The organism is Streptomyces roseoverticillatus, from assembly GCF_000719265.1.
In the GTDB taxonomy this organism is placed as follows: Bacteria; Actinomycetota; Actinomycetes; order Streptomycetales; family Streptomycetaceae; genus Streptomyces; species Streptomyces roseoverticillatus.
This window is the reverse complement of record NZ_JOFL01000011.1, coordinates 325,426-339,763: the sequence shown is the minus strand read 5'-3', so window position 1 is coordinate 339,763 and position 14,338 is coordinate 325,426. Positions and strand designations below refer to the sequence as shown.

15 protein-coding genes are annotated in these 14,338 nt (G+C 72.9%); 4 read left to right on the top strand and 11 right to left on the bottom strand.

The window, feature by feature from the left end; genetic code table 11:
* Positions 1-243: 243 nt before the first annotated feature.
* Both IF61_RS35880 and IF61_RS0115750 read left to right on the top strand, forming a co-directional pair.
* Positions 244-381, top strand: coding sequence for a hypothetical protein (locus tag IF61_RS35880; protein ID WP_157848614.1), 138 nt, complete (start codon positions 244-246; stop codon positions 379-381).
* A gap of 3 nt (positions 382-384) precedes the next feature.
* Positions 385-573: a hypothetical protein gene (locus tag IF61_RS0115750; RefSeq protein ID WP_030367020.1), complete on the top strand. Its 189-nt coding sequence runs from the start codon at positions 385-387 to the stop codon at positions 571-573.
* 84 nt (positions 574-657) lie between these two features.
* On the opposite strand, the gene IF61_RS0115745 is transcribed toward IF61_RS0115750, so the two are convergent.
* The 8 genes from IF61_RS0115745 to IF61_RS0115705 form a co-directional block, all read right to left on the bottom strand.
* Entirely contained in the window at positions 658-1,071 is a 414-nt protein-coding gene (locus IF61_RS0115745; protein ID WP_030367019.1) for a DUF3151 domain-containing protein, read from the bottom strand.
* Positions 1,072-1,191: 120 nt separating this feature from the next.
* The gene (locus tag IF61_RS0115740) at positions 1,192-2,769 is read right to left on the bottom strand and encodes an MFS transporter (protein ID WP_078660233.1); all 1,578 of its coding nucleotides are present in this window, start codon (positions 2,767-2,769) and stop codon (positions 1,192-1,194) included.
* A gap of 113 nt (positions 2,770-2,882) precedes the next feature.
* Positions 2,883-3,905: a class II fructose-bisphosphate aldolase gene (gene fbaA, locus IF61_RS0115735; protein WP_030367017.1), complete on the bottom strand. Its 1,023-nt coding sequence runs from the start codon at positions 3,903-3,905 to the stop codon at positions 2,883-2,885.
* A gap of 206 nt (positions 3,906-4,111) precedes the next feature.
* Positions 4,112-4,654, bottom strand: coding sequence for an orotate phosphoribosyltransferase (pyrE, locus tag IF61_RS0115730; RefSeq protein ID WP_030367016.1), 543 nt, complete (start codon positions 4,652-4,654; stop codon positions 4,112-4,114).
* 69 nt (positions 4,655-4,723) lie between these two features.
* Positions 4,724-5,545, bottom strand: a complete 822-nt coding sequence (locus IF61_RS0115720) for an aldose epimerase family protein (RefSeq protein ID WP_078660232.1) — start codon at positions 5,543-5,545, stop codon at positions 4,724-4,726.
* A 167-nt stretch (positions 5,546-5,712) separates the two neighbouring features.
* The gene (locus tag IF61_RS0115715; protein ID WP_030367014.1) at positions 5,713-6,510 is read right to left on the bottom strand and encodes an SRPBCC domain-containing protein; all 798 of its coding nucleotides are present in this window, start codon (positions 6,508-6,510) and stop codon (positions 5,713-5,715) included.
* Positions 6,511-6,681: 171 nt separating this feature from the next.
* Entirely contained in the window at positions 6,682-7,332 is a 651-nt protein-coding gene (locus IF61_RS0115710) for an NAD(P)-dependent oxidoreductase (RefSeq protein ID WP_030367013.1), read from the bottom strand.
* Between the two features lie 63 nt (positions 7,333-7,395).
* Entirely contained in the window at positions 7,396-8,037 is a 642-nt protein-coding gene (locus IF61_RS0115705; RefSeq protein WP_030367012.1) for a DsbA family protein, read from the bottom strand.
* Between the two features lie 118 nt (positions 8,038-8,155).
* On the opposite strand from IF61_RS0115705, the gene IF61_RS0115700 reads away from it, so the two are divergent.
* The gene (locus IF61_RS0115700; RefSeq protein ID WP_043189226.1) at positions 8,156-9,085 is read left to right on the top strand and encodes a helix-turn-helix domain-containing protein; all 930 of its coding nucleotides are present in this window, start codon (positions 8,156-8,158) and stop codon (positions 9,083-9,085) included.
* On the opposite strand, the gene IF61_RS0115695 is transcribed toward IF61_RS0115700, so the two are convergent.
* From IF61_RS0115695 to IF61_RS0115685, 3 genes are all read right to left on the bottom strand, one after another.
* Entirely contained in the window at positions 9,073-10,656 is a 1,584-nt protein-coding gene (locus IF61_RS0115695; protein WP_030367010.1) for a polyamine aminopropyltransferase, read from the bottom strand. The two genes, IF61_RS0115700 and IF61_RS0115695, sit on opposite strands and share 13 nt — an antisense overlap.
* Before the next feature lie 53 nt (positions 10,657-10,709).
* On the bottom strand, positions 10,710-11,231 hold the full coding sequence (locus IF61_RS0115690; protein WP_030367009.1) for a DUF2617 family protein: 522 nt from the start codon (positions 11,229-11,231) through the stop codon (positions 10,710-10,712).
* Between the two features lie 381 nt (positions 11,232-11,612).
* Complete coding sequence (locus tag IF61_RS0115685; RefSeq protein WP_030367008.1) at positions 11,613-12,782, bottom strand: aminotransferase class I/II-fold pyridoxal phosphate-dependent enzyme; 1,170 nt, start codon at positions 12,780-12,782, stop codon at positions 11,613-11,615.
* A 265-nt stretch (positions 12,783-13,047) separates the two neighbouring features.
* Here IF61_RS0115685 and IF61_RS0115680 point away from each other — a divergent pair, with 265 nt between their 5' ends.
* Positions 13,048-14,274 (top strand): hypothetical protein, encoded by a 1,227-nt coding sequence (locus IF61_RS0115680; RefSeq protein ID WP_030367007.1) that lies wholly within the window; start codon positions 13,048-13,050, stop codon positions 14,272-14,274.
* Positions 14,275-14,338 lie beyond the last annotated feature (64 nt).

Genomic DNA, 14,338 nt, shown 5'->3' with positions numbered 1-14,338 from the left:
CTCACAGTTGATGCCCACCCGTTCGGGGCGGGACACGCGGAGGATCGAACAAAATGACGGTTGCTGTGCCGCACTCAAGCGGCCCGCCTCTCTGCCCGACGCCGGAGGAGTGCCCGGTGTGCCGCCTCCTGGCCCGTGTCATCAGGGGCGCCGAGAGACGCGGCGACGCGCAAGCCGCGACCGAGTACAACGCAGTGCGGGACAAGCACCAAGCGCGGTGGCACCACAAGATCGAAGGAGCGCGTGAACATGGGGAAGAAGGACGACGAGTGGGACCCGAACGAGAACCAGGACCAGGTCACCGACCCCGATACGCGGGTCTCTCAGAACGGTAACGTCTACAGCAGCATGGCCGACGATGAGGAGCGCGAAGGGAAGTAGCGCATGATCCACGGCGAGCACTTGGTCAGAGATCTCCGGCGCGACCATGGATTCGTCCATATCGGGCGCACCAAGGACGGTAAAGCCGTGATCATGCGCAAGGGCGACCGGTGGACCGTCGTGCCGCTTCGTCTTCTCACCAGTGAAGCCGTGGACACCATCAAGGCTCAAGCCGGGATCAGCCCCGTCTGAGGCATCCCGCAGCAGGACCACAGACCGGCCGGAGCGCCCCGCACGAGGCGGGGCGCTCCGGTCGGTCGTTCAGCTCGGTCCGGCTCAGCCCAGGGTGTCGGCCGCCGTGGGCGAGCTGTCGCGCAGGAAGGTGGAGCAGCGCTCGTACTCCTCCTGCTCGCCGATGGCCTGCGCGGCGCGCGCGAGGGCGTGCAGGGCGCGCAGGAAGCCCCGGTTCGGCTCGTGCTCGAAGGGCACCGGGCCGTGGCCCTTCCAGCCGCTGCGGCGCAGCGCGTCGAGGCCGCGGTGGTAGCCGGTGCGGGCGTAGGCGTAGGACTCGACGACCCGGCCGCCCTCGAACGCCTCGTCGGCGAGCTGGGCCCAGGCGAGCGACGAAGCGGGGTACTTCGCGGCGACCTCGGAGGGGGCTGCTCCGGAGGCGAGCAGCTCACGCGGCTCCGGGTCGTCGGGCAGGTGGGTCGGGGGCGGGCCCCCGAGCAGGTTCTCGTGAATGGACATGAGCTCCAGTTTGCCTTGTCGCCCTGCTGCCTGGGCAGGTGCCGGAACCGCCCGTCACCGATTGCGGGCAGGGCGGACCCGGCGATTCCGGGCAGGGCGGGTGACCGGCGCGCGAGGGCCTCAGGCGTCGCCCGGGTCCAGCGGCGGGGACGCCATCCCGCAGTGGTACGTGGTCTCCGGGTGGCTGGGCTCCTCGCCCGTGGGCTTGCGGGCGCGCAGGCACGTCACCCCGACCGTGAACCAGGCCAGGAGCGCGCCCAGCACCAGGGAGCCCGCGCACCAGTACATCGCGCTGCTGAAGGCCCGCGAGAACGCCGCGGGGTCGCGGTAAGCGTCCGGGCCCATGCCGACCAGCAGCGGCAGCGCGGCCACCGCGATCAGGCCGGCGGCGCGGGCGGCCGCGTTGTTGATGCCGCTGGCCAGGCCGGCGCGGGCCACGTCCACGGAGGCGAGGACGGTCGCGGTGAGCGGGGCGACGAGGGCCGTCATGCCCATTCCCAGGACGACGAGCGCGGGCAGGACGTCCGCCCAGTACGAGGCGCCGCGGTCGACGCGGACCATCAGCAGCATGCCCGCGGCGCACAGCAGCGGCCCGATCGTGAGGGGCAGGCGCGGGCCGATCCGCTGGGCGAGTTCCCCGGAGCGGGCCGACAGCAGCAGCATCAGCACCGTCGTGGGCAGCAGGGCCGTGCCGGCCACGAGCGCCGACCAGCCCACCACGACCTGCAGTTGCAGCACCGAGAGGAAGAAGAAGCCGCTGAAGGCCGCGTAGACGCACACCGTCACCGCGTTGATCGACGAGAACAGGCGGTTGGAGAAGATCCCCAGCGGCAGCATCGGGTCGGGTCTGCGGGCCTCCACCCGGCAGAAGGCGATGCCCAGCAGGACGCCCGCGACGGCGGGGCCGATCACCCACGGCGAGACGCCCTTGTCGGGGGCGGCGATCAGGGCGTACGTCACGGCGCCCAGGGCGAGCGCGCCGAGGGTCGCGCCGAGGACGTCGAACCGCCCGCCCGCGCCGGGGTCGCGCGTCTCCGGTACGTACTTCAGGGCCACCGGGACGCACACCGCCGCCAGCGGCAGGTTGATGAGGAACACCCAGCGCCAGCCGGGGCCGTCCACCAGCCAGCCGCCCACGAACGGCCCGATCGCCGTGGCCACCCCGCCCAGGCCGGACCAGGCGCCGACGGCGGCGGCCCGGTCCTCCTCGCGGAAGACGGCCTGGATGAGGGCGAGCGAGCCGGGCGTGAGCAGGGCCCCGCCGATGCCCTGGAGGGCGCGGGCGGCGATGAGCACCCCGGCGTTCGGGGCGATCCCGCACAGCAGCGAGGCGAGCGCGAACCACACCACGCCGATCACGAAGACCCGCCGCCGGCCGTAGCGGTCGCCGAGCGCGCCGCCCAGCAGAATCAGGCCCGCGAGGGTGAGCATGTACGCGTTGACGGTCCACTGCAGGACCGCCAGGTCGGCGTTGAGGTCCCGGCCGATGTGCGGCAGGGCGACGTTGACGACGGTGCTGTCGAGCATCGCCATGCCCGAGCCCAGCACGGCGGTCAGCAGCACCGCACGCCCCGTGGCGGTGCCCATGCGCACCGCGGGACCGCTGCCGGCGGGCGCCCGCCCCGTTCCCGCTGCCCGCGCCGGCGGGGGCGGCTCGGGGCCGGGCCCGGGCGCGGGTTCCGGTGCGGAGTCGCTCATGGCGCGATCATCCCCCGGCCGGGCGCGTGCGGCCACGCGAAGGGGCCCGGTGCCGCTCGCGCGCGGCACCGGGCCCCTTCCTGAGCCGTACGGCCCCTACTTCAGCTTCGTGCCTACTTCAGCTTCGTGCCCGTGGAGCGCAGGTCCGCGCACGCCTTGGTGACGCGCGCGGCCATGCTCGCCTCGGCCAGCTTGCCCCAGGTGCGCGGGTCGTAGGTCTTCTTGTCGCCGACCTCGCCGTCGACCTTCAGGACGCCGTCGTAGTTGCTGAACATGTGCGCCGCCACCGGACGGGTGAAGGCGTACTGGGTGTCGGTGTCGAGGTTCATCTTCACGACGCCGTTCTCCAGCGCGGTGCGGATCTCCTCCTCCGTGGAGCCGGAGCCGCCGTGGAAGACGAAGTCGAACGGGTCGGCCTTGCCGTGCTTGGCGGCGATGCCGTCCTGCAGGTCGCGGAGGAGCTCGGGGCGGAGCACGACGTTGCCCGGCTTGTAGACGCCGTGGACGTTGCCGAAGGAGGCGGCCAGCAGGTAGCGGCCCTTCTCGCCCAGGCCCAGCGCCTCGGCGGTGCGCTCGACGTCCGAGACGGTGGTGTAGAGGTCGTCGTTGATCTCGTGGGAGACGCCGTCCTCCTCGCCGCCGGTCGGGGTGATCTCGACCTCAAGGATGATCTTCGCCTTCACGGCCTCGGCGAGGAGCTCCTTCGCGATGGCGAGGTTCTCGTCGAGCTTCTCGGCGGAGCCGTCCCACATGTGGGACTGGAAGAGCGGGTTCTGACCGGCGGCCACGCGCTCCTGGGAGATCGCGAGCAGCGGGCGGACGTAGCCGTCCAGCTTGTCCTTGGGGCAGTGGTCGGTGTGCAGCGCGATGTTCACCGGGTACTTCTTGGCGACGACATGCGCGAACTCGGCGAGCGCGACCGCACCCGAGACCATGTCCTTGCTGTACTGACCGCCCAGGAACTCCGCACCGCCGGTGGAGATCTGGATGATGCCGTCGCTCTCCGCCTCGGCGAAGCCGCGCAGCGCGGCGTGGAGGGTCTGCGTCGAGGTGACGTTGATGGCCGGGTAGGCGAACTTGCCTGCCTTCGCCCGGTCGAGCATCTCGTTGTAGACCTCGGGGGTTGCGATGGGCATCTGTCCGCTCCTTGTGATGTGCGGGTACGGGCGTGATTCGGGGCCCTGACCTAGGGGGCGACGGTCATCGTCGCCCCCATACTCCCAGACTCCCCGAATTACTCCACATGAGGCTCACCACGCTCATATGAGCTCGGGCATGCGCAGGGGGCGCGGTTTCACGTGAAACCACGCCCCCGACTCGGACGCCGCGAAGAAACCGCAGGTCAGGACAGGCCCAGGTCTCCCAGGGAGTAGCCCGTGACATAGCGCAGGCCCTCGCCCTCGATGGCGGAAGCGGCCCCGCGGTCGACGATCGTCGCCACCGCGACGACCTCGGCACCGGCCTCGCGCGCCGCCTCGACGGCGGTCAGCGGGGAGCCGCCGGTGGTCGAGGTGTCCTCGACGACCAGGACGCGGCGGCCCTTGATGTCCGGGCCCTCGATGCGGCGCTGCATGCCGTGGGTCTTCTGCGCCTTGCGGACGACGAAGGCGTCCAGCTTGCGGCCGCGCGCGGCGGCGGCGTGCAGCATCGACGTGGCCACCGGGTCGGCGCCCAGGGTGAGCCCGCCCACGGCGTCGAAGTCCAGGTCGGCCGTGGCGTCCAGCATGACCTGGCCGACCAGCGGCGCGGCCTCGGCGTCCAGGGTGATCCGGCGCAGGTCGATGTAGTAGTCGGCCTCCTTGCCGGAGGAGAGGGTCACCTTGCCGTGGACCACGGCCTTGTCCTTGATCTGCTGCAGCAGGGCGTCACGGGTGCTCATGCCCATGAGCTTAGGCCAGCACCCGCCGGGCCGGCGCCGCCGTCAGGCCACCGTCCGCCGGGCCGGCGGGTGCCGTCAGGCCTGCGTCCGCCAGGTCCACGTCGTGGAGATCTCCAGCGGGTCGATCGGCGTGACGAGGCGGGGCAGGGTGTTCAGGCCGTTGGGCGGGCCGGACTGCGGCTCGACGCAGACGGCCGCTTCCTGCTCGTCGTAGATCACGACCCACTCGGCGCGGCTGGCCACCTTCAGCTCCAGGGCGCCGGGCCAGGTCAGGGTCACATCGACGCCGTCGGGCATGCCGAAGCAGTCGTCCCAGGGGCCGGGCAGGGGGTCGATGCGGCGGCCGGTCGGGATGTGGTCGTCGCCGCGCTCCTCCTGCCAGCCGGGCGTGAAGCCGATCCGTACGTCCTCGCCGGTGCCGAGGTTCCGCAGGAACCAGGGGTGCCAGCCGGCCTGCGCCGGGAAGGAGTCGCTCGCCGCCTCCACGCCCATGGTGAGCGTGAGGGCGTCCGGGGCCAGTTCGACCAGCTGGGTGACGCGGCCGGGGTACGGCCACGGGTCGCCGAGCTCGTAGGTGAACGCGGCGGAGGAGCCGTCCACCCGGACCGTGCGCCACGCCGTGTCCCGGCCGGTGCCGTGAATGGCGTGCGGCGGGTGGTTGACGGGCATCTGGTGCCGCTCGCCGCCGTTGCGGAACTGCCCGAGCTCGATGCGGCCGCACCAGGGCACCATGGGGAAGCAGCCGTACTTGTCGCCCTGGCGCAGGAGTTCGGTCCCGCCGATGCGGAGGCTGGTCAGCCGGCAGCCGTGCGCCGGGTCCACAGTGGCTTCGGCCGCGCCGGCCTTGAGACGGACAGTGCCGTCCTCTGTACGTGCGTCACGTGCGTCGTTGGTCACGCACCGAGCCTATGGGGTGGAACTGATGGATCGTCGGGGTGCACGCCGGGCGGGTTTCTCCTCCCCCACCCGCCCCTTCCCGCAACCGGATCCGCGCCCCGGACCCCTTGGCCCCGGACCCTTTGACCTCAGACGCCGGCCGGGCCGGGGGCGGGGGATCACCCCCGCTACCGGCGGCGGCGCAGCACGCGCCCCACAACGACCGCCGAGGCGATCGCGACGGCCGCGGCGGGGGCCGCCCAGCGCAGGGCGGTCGCCGTCGCCGAGCCGGCCTCGGGGGCCGGGACGGGGGCGTAGCGGCCGCGGGGCGGGGCGTGGTCGACCTCCTCGGCGCTGCGGCCGATCATCGTACGGCGGGCGTGCGCGGCCTCGGCGGGCGGCTCGTCGTCCACATCGTCCTCGTCGAGGTCGTCGTCGGCCAGATCGTCCGCGAGGTCGTCGGCCGACGGGTCGAGGGAGGAGGGCGGGACGGCGGTGTCGAAGACGCTGCCGCCCTCCAGGCGGGGGCCGTCCCCGGCCTCCTCCTCGGCGTCCTCCCGCAGCTCCTCCACCAGCGCGGCGGCGAAACGGTCCAGCAGGCGGCGGGCAGTGGCCTCCGTGGTCTTCTCGTCGAACTCCGCCAGCCGGCCACCGGTGGCCACCGTCCCGGCGCAGGTGAGCCGCGCGCCGCCGGGCGCCTCCGTCAGCAGCCCGCGCAGCGACAGCGTCACCGTGCCGGTGCCCCGCACCTCGGTGCCCTCGCCGGAGAGTTCGTACGCCCCCTCCTGCTCGGTCAGGCGCAGCCGGCCGCGGTAGGTGATGGTCGAGCCGCCTATGCGCAGCCGCAGCCGCCCGGCGACGGCCTCGCCCGAGGCGTCGGCGCTGTCCTGCTGCAGGCCGGGGACGCACCGGGCCACTCGTGCCGGGTCCGCGAGGACCCGGCGCACGGCCTCGACGGGAAACGGGACGAACACCTCATGCTCCATAGCAGCCGAGCCTACCCACCGGGCCCCTCACCAGGGCCTCTCCGGACGGATTTTCGTGGATCCAGCCCCGGATCCCGCCCGGGGAAGCCGCTCCCGGAACCCGGCCCCGGATCCCGCACCGGAGCCCGCACCGGAGCCCGGCCCCTGTCCGCGGGGCCGGGCGGGCGGGCGTCAGTCGCCGACCGTGAAGCGCTCGCCGATGTGGTTGGCCTCCTCGATCTCGTCGACGAGGGCCACCGCGTAGTCCTCGGCGGAGATCCGCGACTTGCCGTTGCCGTCCACGACGAGGTCGTCCAGGGCGGTGCGGTACGTGCCGGTGCGCTCGCCCGGCTCGATGAGGCCGGCGGGGCTGAGGTTGGTCCAGCGCACGTCGGTGACCGTGCGGTAGTAGTCGAGGGCGTCGCCGTGCGCGTGCATGATCTGCAGCAGGAACTCGGGGAGCCCCTCCGCGTCCCAGACCTGCTTGCCGTCCGGCGTGCGCAGCGAGCCCGCACCGCCGACCGTGATCAGGCGCGGCGCCTGCTCGCCGAGCGCCCGCACACCGGCCACCAGCGACTTCGCGGCGGGCTCGATGGTCGCGATGTGGCCGGGGCCGTCGCCGCCGCCGACCGCGCTGACCACGACGTCCTGGCCCTCGGCGACGGCCTCGACGGACTTGGGGTCGAGGACGTCACCGGTGACGACCGTCAGGTTCTCGTGCGTCTCGGTGAGCTTCTTGGGGTCGCGGACGACGGCCGTGACCCGGTGGCCGCGGTCCAGGGCCTCGCGCAGGACGCGGCTGCCGATGGTGCCGTTGGCGCCGAAGAGGGCGATCTTCGCCATGGGGGTTCTTCTCCTCAGGAATATGGTGCGAAGCCCGCTGAAGCGGGGTGATCAGTAGCGTGATCAGTGCTGGTCGAGGGCGCGGGTGAGCCCGCGCGCGCTGGTCGTCGGGCCGCCGAGCCGCCGCAGCCCGCCGGGCGTGTGCAGCAGCAGCGTCGGGAAGCTGTCGACGCCCAGCCGCCGGACCTCCCGGAACTCCGCCTCCGCCGCGCGCCGCGTGGCCGGATCGGCGAAGGCCGCGACGGCCGCGTCGGCGTCCACGCCGCCGAGCCCGGAGGCGACCGCCCGCACCATCTCCGGGTCGGACAGGCTCCGCCCGTCCACGTACCAGGCGCGCTGCAGTGCACCCGCGAACTCCAGTGTCCGCTCGGGTGCCTGCTCGCGCAGCGCGGCGAGGGCCGTTGCGGCGGCGGCCGAATCGAGGACGGCGGTGCCGTCGGCGAACGCCCTGGCGTATCCCTGGCCGAAGACCGCGCCGGTCAGCTCGCCGATCCGGGCGTCCGCCCGGGGGATATAGGGATAGGCGGACACCGGCTGCGCCCGCGGGCCGGTGAACAGCCCGCCGCTGAGCACCGTAAGTTCGATGCGCTCAGCATTCGCCTCCGCGAATTCCCGGATGGTGGGGCCGTAGCCGTAGCACCAGCCGCAGTAGGCGTCGAAGGCGTAAGTGAGTTTGTACCGCGCGGTTTCTTTCTGCCGTGCCATGTCCGTCCCTGGATTTCTCTCGACCGCACCGTCTTGTGCGTTAAACCGCACTGTCTTGTGCGTTACGACCACGCTAAAGGCGTTTTCCACCCATAAACAGGTAAGCTCGCGTCTCACCATGGTGAAAAAGCGACACGACGCGGCGGGATCGGACGGCAGCGGCATCATCGATCTCGCCTACCGGGCCCCGGCCGGCACGCCCGCCGGCGTCGAGGTGATGCCGGTGGCCGAGCTGCGCGCCCGCGCCCCGGAGGGCCTGCTGGTCAGCCCGCAGCGGCTGGACTTCCACCAGATCGTCGCCGTCCGCTCCGGCGCCTCCGCCCACACCGTCGACTTCACCGGCCACTGGCTGGAGGAGGGCTCGGTGCTGTGGGTGCGCCCGGGACAGGTGCAGCAGTTCGGCGACCCGGAGGCGATCGAGGGCACGGTCGTCCTCGTCCAGCCGGGCTTCCTGCCGTCCGGCAGCCCCGTGGCCGCCGTGGCGGACGACCCCTTCCGGCCGGTGGTGTGGCAGCCGGTCGGCCGGGACCGGGAGGCGGTGTTCTGCGCGGTGGGCCACCTGGAGGCGGACTTCCGTACGGGCGCGGGCCTGCCGGCCGACGTGCACGCCGACGTCCTGCGCCACCTGCTGTCGGTGCTGGTGCTGCGGCTCGCGCACCTCACCGTGCCCGTCGGCAGCAGGGTGCCCGCCCCGGGCGACGCCTTCCTGCGCTTCCGGGCCGCGGTCGAGCGGGAGTTCGCCACGAGCCACCGGGTCGCGGACTACGCCCGCGCGCTCGGCTACTCCTCGCGGACGCTGTCGCGCGCGACGACGGCCGCGGCCGGAGTGGGCGCCAAGGAGTTCATCGACCGGCGGGTGATGCTGGAGGCCAAGCGGCTGCTCGCGCACAGCGGGCTCTCCGCGGCCCGGATCGCGGGCCGGGTCGGCTTCGACGACGCGGCGAACTTCTCCAAGTTCTTCCAGCACCGGGAGGGGTGCTCACCGGGCGCCTTCCGCGCCCGCATGCACGAGGGCCGTACGCCGGAGAGAAGCAGTCACTCCGCATAGCGCGGGTGCATCAGCGTCGACGGCAGCAGCCCCGGCTCCCGGCTGTGCTCGGCCTCCCGCCCGGCCGCCGCGAGCCTGCCGCCGGTGAGGGACAGCAGGCAGGGCCGCGCCCGGGGCAGCACCAGCGGCAGCCGTTCCCGCGAGACGAGCAGGAAGCTCCAGTCATCGCCGCGGCCGCTGCGCACGGGGACCAGGTCCGGGCCGCCGGAGAAGCCGCTGCCGTCCACGCGGTACGGCGTGGAGTAGAGGCCGAGGGAGCGGACGGTGGCGTCGACCGTCCAGAACACGTGCGGGTGGGCGCCGAGCGTGCCCGCGTGGACGGCCAGCCGCCCGCCCGGGGCCAGCCGCCGCTCGACCAGCCCGTAGAACTCCTGCGAATAGAACTTGCTGCTCGTGGTGATGCCGGGGTCGGGGAGGTCGGAGATCACCACGTCGAACGGGGCCTCGGCGGAGGGGCGGGAGCGCAGCCACTCGAAGGGGCCGGCCGTCACCAGCCGCACGCGCGGGTCGCGGAAGGCGCCGTGGTTGAGGGCGGCCAGATCGGGGTCCGTGCGGGCCAGCCGCAGGACGGCCGCGTCGACGTCGACGACGGTCACCGAGGAGACGTCGCCGTAGCGCAGCAGTTCGCGGACGGCGAGGCCGTCGCCGCCGCCGAGGACGAGGATCCGGCCGTGCGGGCCGTCCATCGCGGGGTGGACCAGGGCTTCGTGGTACCGGTACTCGTCGTCGCCGTTGACGCGCAGCCGGCCGTCGAGGAAGAGGGAGAGCGGTTTGCCGCTCCCGCCGCCGCCCGTGAGGACGACCTCCTGGACGTCGGACTGGACGGCGACGCGGACGTCGTCGCCGTAGACGGCGTGGCGCGCGGCCCGTTCGAAGGGCCCGCTGAGGGCGGAGCAGGTGGCGAGGAGGGCGAGGACGAGGCCGTTGGCGGCTATGAGGAGCCGGCGGGTGCGGACGGAGAGGTCGCCGCGGAAGAGCCACAGGACGAGCGCGCCGCCGGCGACCGCATTGACCGCACCGGTCAGCAGGGCGCCCGTCAGCTGGCCGAGCACGGGCAGGAGGAGGAAGGGGAAGGCGAGGCCGCCGACCAGGGCGCCCACGTAGTCGGCGGCGAAGAGATCGGCGACGGCGCCGCCCGCGTCCTGGCGGCGGATGCGCTGGATGAGCGTCATCAGCAGGGGCACTTCGGCGCCGATCAGCACGCCGATGGCCAGCGAGAAGCCGACCAGGGCCGGCCGCGCCTGGCCGAACCAGGCGAAGCAGGCGTAGAGCGCCATGGCCGACAAGCCGCCTATGAGCGCGAGTAAGGCCTCGACCGCGGCGAACCCCAGGGCGGCGCGCCCGCGCAGCTGCTTGGCGAGCAGCGAGCCGATGCCCATCGCGAAGACCATGACGGACAGCACGACGGACGCCTGCGTGACGGAGTCCCCGATGAGATACGAGGCCAGGGCGACCAGCTCCAGCTCGTACACCAGCCCGCAGGCGGCGCAGATGAAGACGGTGGTCAGCACCACGAGGCGGCCGAGCCCGGCCGGTACGGGCAGCCGCGCCGGTACCGGGCGGTAGATCATGTTGGGAACGCTACGTTACGAAACGGCAACCCTTTGTCACCCACAAGGGTTTATTACGAGAGGGCGGCCGCCGTCCGTGCCCCCACTCTCGTGCGGGTGGCGACCAGCCGCCCCTCCTGGGGGTAGGCGTGCCAGGTGCGCCAGCTGATCTGGCCGTCGCAGCGCTGGGCGAGCAGCGCGGTGAAGGCGTGCGGGCTACCCGGGAAGGTGCCCGCCAGGCCGTACGGGTGTTCGGCGACCAGGGCGAGGAGCTCCTGTGCGCGGCCCGCGAACGAGCCGTGCGAGAGCGTTTCTATCCGGGCCGCGAACTCGTACTCCCAGGCGCCGATGCGCTTGGCGACGCCCAGCGGCAGCGGGGTGGCGCTGCCCGGCAGGCAGGCGACGGTCTCCGAGCAGACGCCGTCGCCCTCCTCCAGCAGCACCTGGTGGGAGGCGCCGAGGAGGCGCAGCTGGACCTGGGAGCCGGCGAGCTGGAGGTCGAGGACGGCCAGTGCCGGCAGCGGATCCTTGCCCAGGCACCAGGCGAGGTCCGCGGCACGGGTGTCGGTGTAGGTGGTCTTGAGGGTGGTGAGCATGGGTCGGCTCCGCAAGCACGCAGTGGAGGGTGGGCCGGCCCGCCGGGGAGGACCAGAGTCTTCGGGTGAGGACCAGAGGTCTTCGAGTGCGCCGGCTCATGCCCACATATGAGCTGTTTCCGTGGGTCCGAGGACGTCCGAGGACAGTGATTACGGGATTCCCCGGAGCCTTAATGAGAGGAAATCATGAATGAGCAGCGCCCACAGCGTTTTTACCCATCTCATCGTGCTTTCCATCCACGCGAGGGCCGGGCAGTTCAACTGTTCAGAATCTTTGCGGACCGGTAGCTGGCCGGGCGGGCGGCCGATTGAGCGGCCGGCGGGCCGGGGGAACCCGCCGGATGCATATGCGATCACGCGCGGGACGACCGCAAATCCCCGTCAGGCGGCGTTCAGCAGCTTCTCCACCGCCGAAATCACGGACTCTTCACGCTTACAGAACGAGAAACGCACGAGATAGGGCGGCGCATCGGGGCGCAGATTGAAGGCGGCCGTCGGAATGGCCACCACCCCGGCGCGCGAAGGGAGTTCGCGGCAGAATCGCACGCCGTCCGTGTACCCCCACGCGCGGATGTCCGCCTGGAGGAAATACCCCGCCTCCGCGCGATAGGGGCGCAGACCGGCGCTCGCGAGCCCCCGGCTCAGCAGGTCGCGATTGCGCTGCAGCGTGCTCCGCAGCTCCGCCGCCCACTCCTCCACGCCGTCCAGCATCCGCGCGAGCGCCTCCTGGTACGGCGTGCCCGAGGCGTACGTGAGGAACTGCTTCGCGGCCCCGACCGCCCGCACGAGCTCCGCGGGCCCGCACACCCAGCCGACCTTCCAGCCGGTCACGTTGAACGTCTTGCCTGCCGACGAGATGGTCAGCGTACGATCCCGCATCCCCGCGAGCGAAGCGATCGTCGCGTGCCGCCCGCCGTCGTACACGAGGTGCTCGTACACCTCGTCCGTCACCACCGTCAGGCCGTGCTCCTCGCACACCGCGGCGATCTCGGCGAGCTCCCGCGCCGTGAAGACCTTGCCCGTCGGGTTGTGCGGCGAGTTGAGCATCAGCACCCGGGTGCGCGGGGTGACCGCGGCCCGCAGCGCGGCCGCGTCCAGCACGAAGGCGTCGCCGTCCTCGGCGAGCGGCACGCCGACCACGCGCGCACCGGCGAAGCGGGCGCCCGCCGGGTAGGCGTCGTAGCAGGGGTCGAAGGCCAGCACCTCGTCGCCCGGGTCGCACAGCGCGAGCAGCGCCGAGGCGAGGGCCTCGGTCGCGCCCGTCGTCACCAGCACCTCGTCCTGCGGGTCGTACTCCAGCCCGTAGCGCCGGGACTGGTGCGCGGCCACCGCCTCGCGCAGCGCGGGGAAGCCGGCGGCGGGCGGGTACTGGTTGCTGCCCGCGAGGACCGCCGTCGAGACGTCCTTCAGCAGCCCGGGCGGAGCTCCCAGTTCCGGCACGCCCTGGCCGAGGTTGACCGCGCCCGTCCGGCGGGCGAGCTCCGTCATCTCCGTGAAGACCGAGGTGCCGAGGCCCTGCACGCGGGCGGCGGGGCTCCACTCCTTGTTCATGCGATCCCACTTCCGTGTCGGTTTCTGAGGCTGCCTCACCCTAGGCAGGCCGCCGCGCGCGGGCACAGCACACGGTCAGCCGCCCGCCGCGCCGACACTCCGCGGTGCCCGCCGAGCGGGTGGAAGGCGCACCGCTTACGGGCGCTCCCGCTCGCGCGCGCGAGGCGGGCGCCGCAAGGTCGAAGGTGCAGTCGACGGTGCCGTCACCGGCGCCTAACAGGACAGAGGCCGAGGCCGAGAGGCCGAGGATGCCGGAGGTCCCCCCGTGTCAGCCGACACCGCCGTGCCCGTCCGGGCGCCCGAGCCGCGCCCCGCGTCCGGCAACGCCCGCGTCCGCCGCGTCGAGCGCGCGCGGGAAGCCCTGCGCCGGGCGGCCCCCGCCCTCGCGTTCTACGCGGCGGCCCGGCTGACCGGCATGGCGACGATGGCCGCCTGGGCGTGGTGGATCGGCCGCCACCCGCGCACGCTGCTCGGCCACTCCTGGGACGGCATCTGGTACGCCGGGATCGCCCGGCACGGCTACGGGCTGGTGCTGCCCTCGCCGACCACGCGCGGGGTCGTCTTCAACGACCTGGCGTTCTTCCCGCTCTACCCCGGCCTGGTGCACGCCGTCGCCACCGTCACGCCGCTGACCGTCGTCAGCTCCGGCCTCGTCGTCGCCTGGCTGTCCGCCGGTGCCGCCGCGTGGGGCATCTACGCGCTCGGGGAACGGCTGTACGGACAGCTGTACGGGCGCAGGGCCGCGACGCTGCTCGTCGTGCTGTGGGGGCTGCTGCCGCACGCGATCGTGCAGTCCATGGCCTACACCGAGCCGCTGATGACCGCCCTCGCCGTGTGGGCCCTGTACGCGCTGGTCACCGGCCGCCCGCTGTGGGCCGGAGCGCTCTCCCTGCTCGCCGGGCTCTCCCGGCCGAACGCGGTCGCCGTCGCCGCGGCCGTCGTCTGCTCCTGCGCGCTCCTGCTGTGGCGCGACCGTCAGGCCCGTACGAACTGGCGGGTGTGGGCGGGCGCCGCCCTCGCCCCGCTGGGCTGGACCGGCTACGTCGTCTGGGCCGGATTCCGCTCCGGAGGCGGCCTGCTCGGCTACTTCGAGGTGCAGCGGCTGTGGGGCTCGCGCTTCGACTTCGGGAAGGACGCGCTGCGGTTCGTGCGGCACCTGATCGTCGGGCGGGACGCGATGGCGTACTACGTGACGGTCGCGATCATCGCCGTCGCGCTCGTCTCGCTGGCCCTCCTGGCCCTGGAACGGCCGCGGCCGCCGCTTCCGCTGCTGGTGTACGCGGTCGTGCTCGTCGTCATCGCGGTCGGCGGGTCGAGCTACTTCGCCTCGAAGCCGCGGTTCCTGATGCCGGCGTTTCCGCTGCTGGTACCGGCGGCGCTGGCGCTGGCCCGCGCGAGGCCGCGCACCGTCCTGACGACGGTCGCGGCGTTGGCCGGGATGTCGTTCTTCTACGGAACGTACTTGCTGACGGTGGCGCGCATGCCGATGTGAGGGCGGGGTGCCACGGGTGACGGTGCGGTCGGGCACCGCCGGATACCCCGGTGGGGGTTGCGCG

Coding starts and splice junctions, on each gene's coding strand:
- IF61_RS0115750 (WP_030367020.1), top strand. CDS start 385: ATGATCCACGGCGAGCACTTGGTCAGAGATCTCCGGCGCGACCATGGA.
- IF61_RS0115745 (WP_030367019.1), bottom strand. CDS start 1,071: ATGTCCATTCACGAGAACCTGCTCGGGGGCCCGCCCCCGACCCACCTG.
- IF61_RS0115740 (WP_078660233.1), bottom strand. CDS start 2,769: ATGAGCGACTCCGCACCGGAACCCGCGCCCGGGCCCGGCCCCGAGCCG.
- fbaA (WP_030367017.1), bottom strand. CDS start 3,905: ATGCCCATCGCAACCCCCGAGGTCTACAACGAGATGCTCGACCGGGCG.
- pyrE (WP_030367016.1), bottom strand. CDS start 4,654: ATGGGCATGAGCACCCGTGACGCCCTGCTGCAGCAGATCAAGGACAAG.
- IF61_RS0115715 (WP_030367014.1), bottom strand. CDS start 6,510: ATGGAGCATGAGGTGTTCGTCCCGTTTCCCGTCGAGGCCGTGCGCCGG.
- IF61_RS0115710 (WP_030367013.1), bottom strand. CDS start 7,332: ATGGCGAAGATCGCCCTCTTCGGCGCCAACGGCACCATCGGCAGCCGC.
- IF61_RS0115705 (WP_030367012.1), bottom strand. CDS start 8,037: ATGGCACGGCAGAAAGAAACCGCGCGGTACAAACTCACTTACGCCTTC.
- IF61_RS0115700 (WP_043189226.1), top strand. CDS start 8,156: ATGGTGAAAAAGCGACACGACGCGGCGGGATCGGACGGCAGCGGCATC.
- IF61_RS0115695 (WP_030367010.1), bottom strand. CDS start 10,656: ATGATCTACCGCCCGGTACCGGCGCGGCTGCCCGTACCGGCCGGGCTC.
- IF61_RS0115690 (WP_030367009.1), bottom strand. CDS start 11,231: ATGCTCACCACCCTCAAGACCACCTACACCGACACCCGTGCCGCGGAC.
- IF61_RS0115685 (WP_030367008.1), bottom strand. CDS start 12,782: ATGAACAAGGAGTGGAGCCCCGCCGCCCGCGTGCAGGGCCTCGGCACC.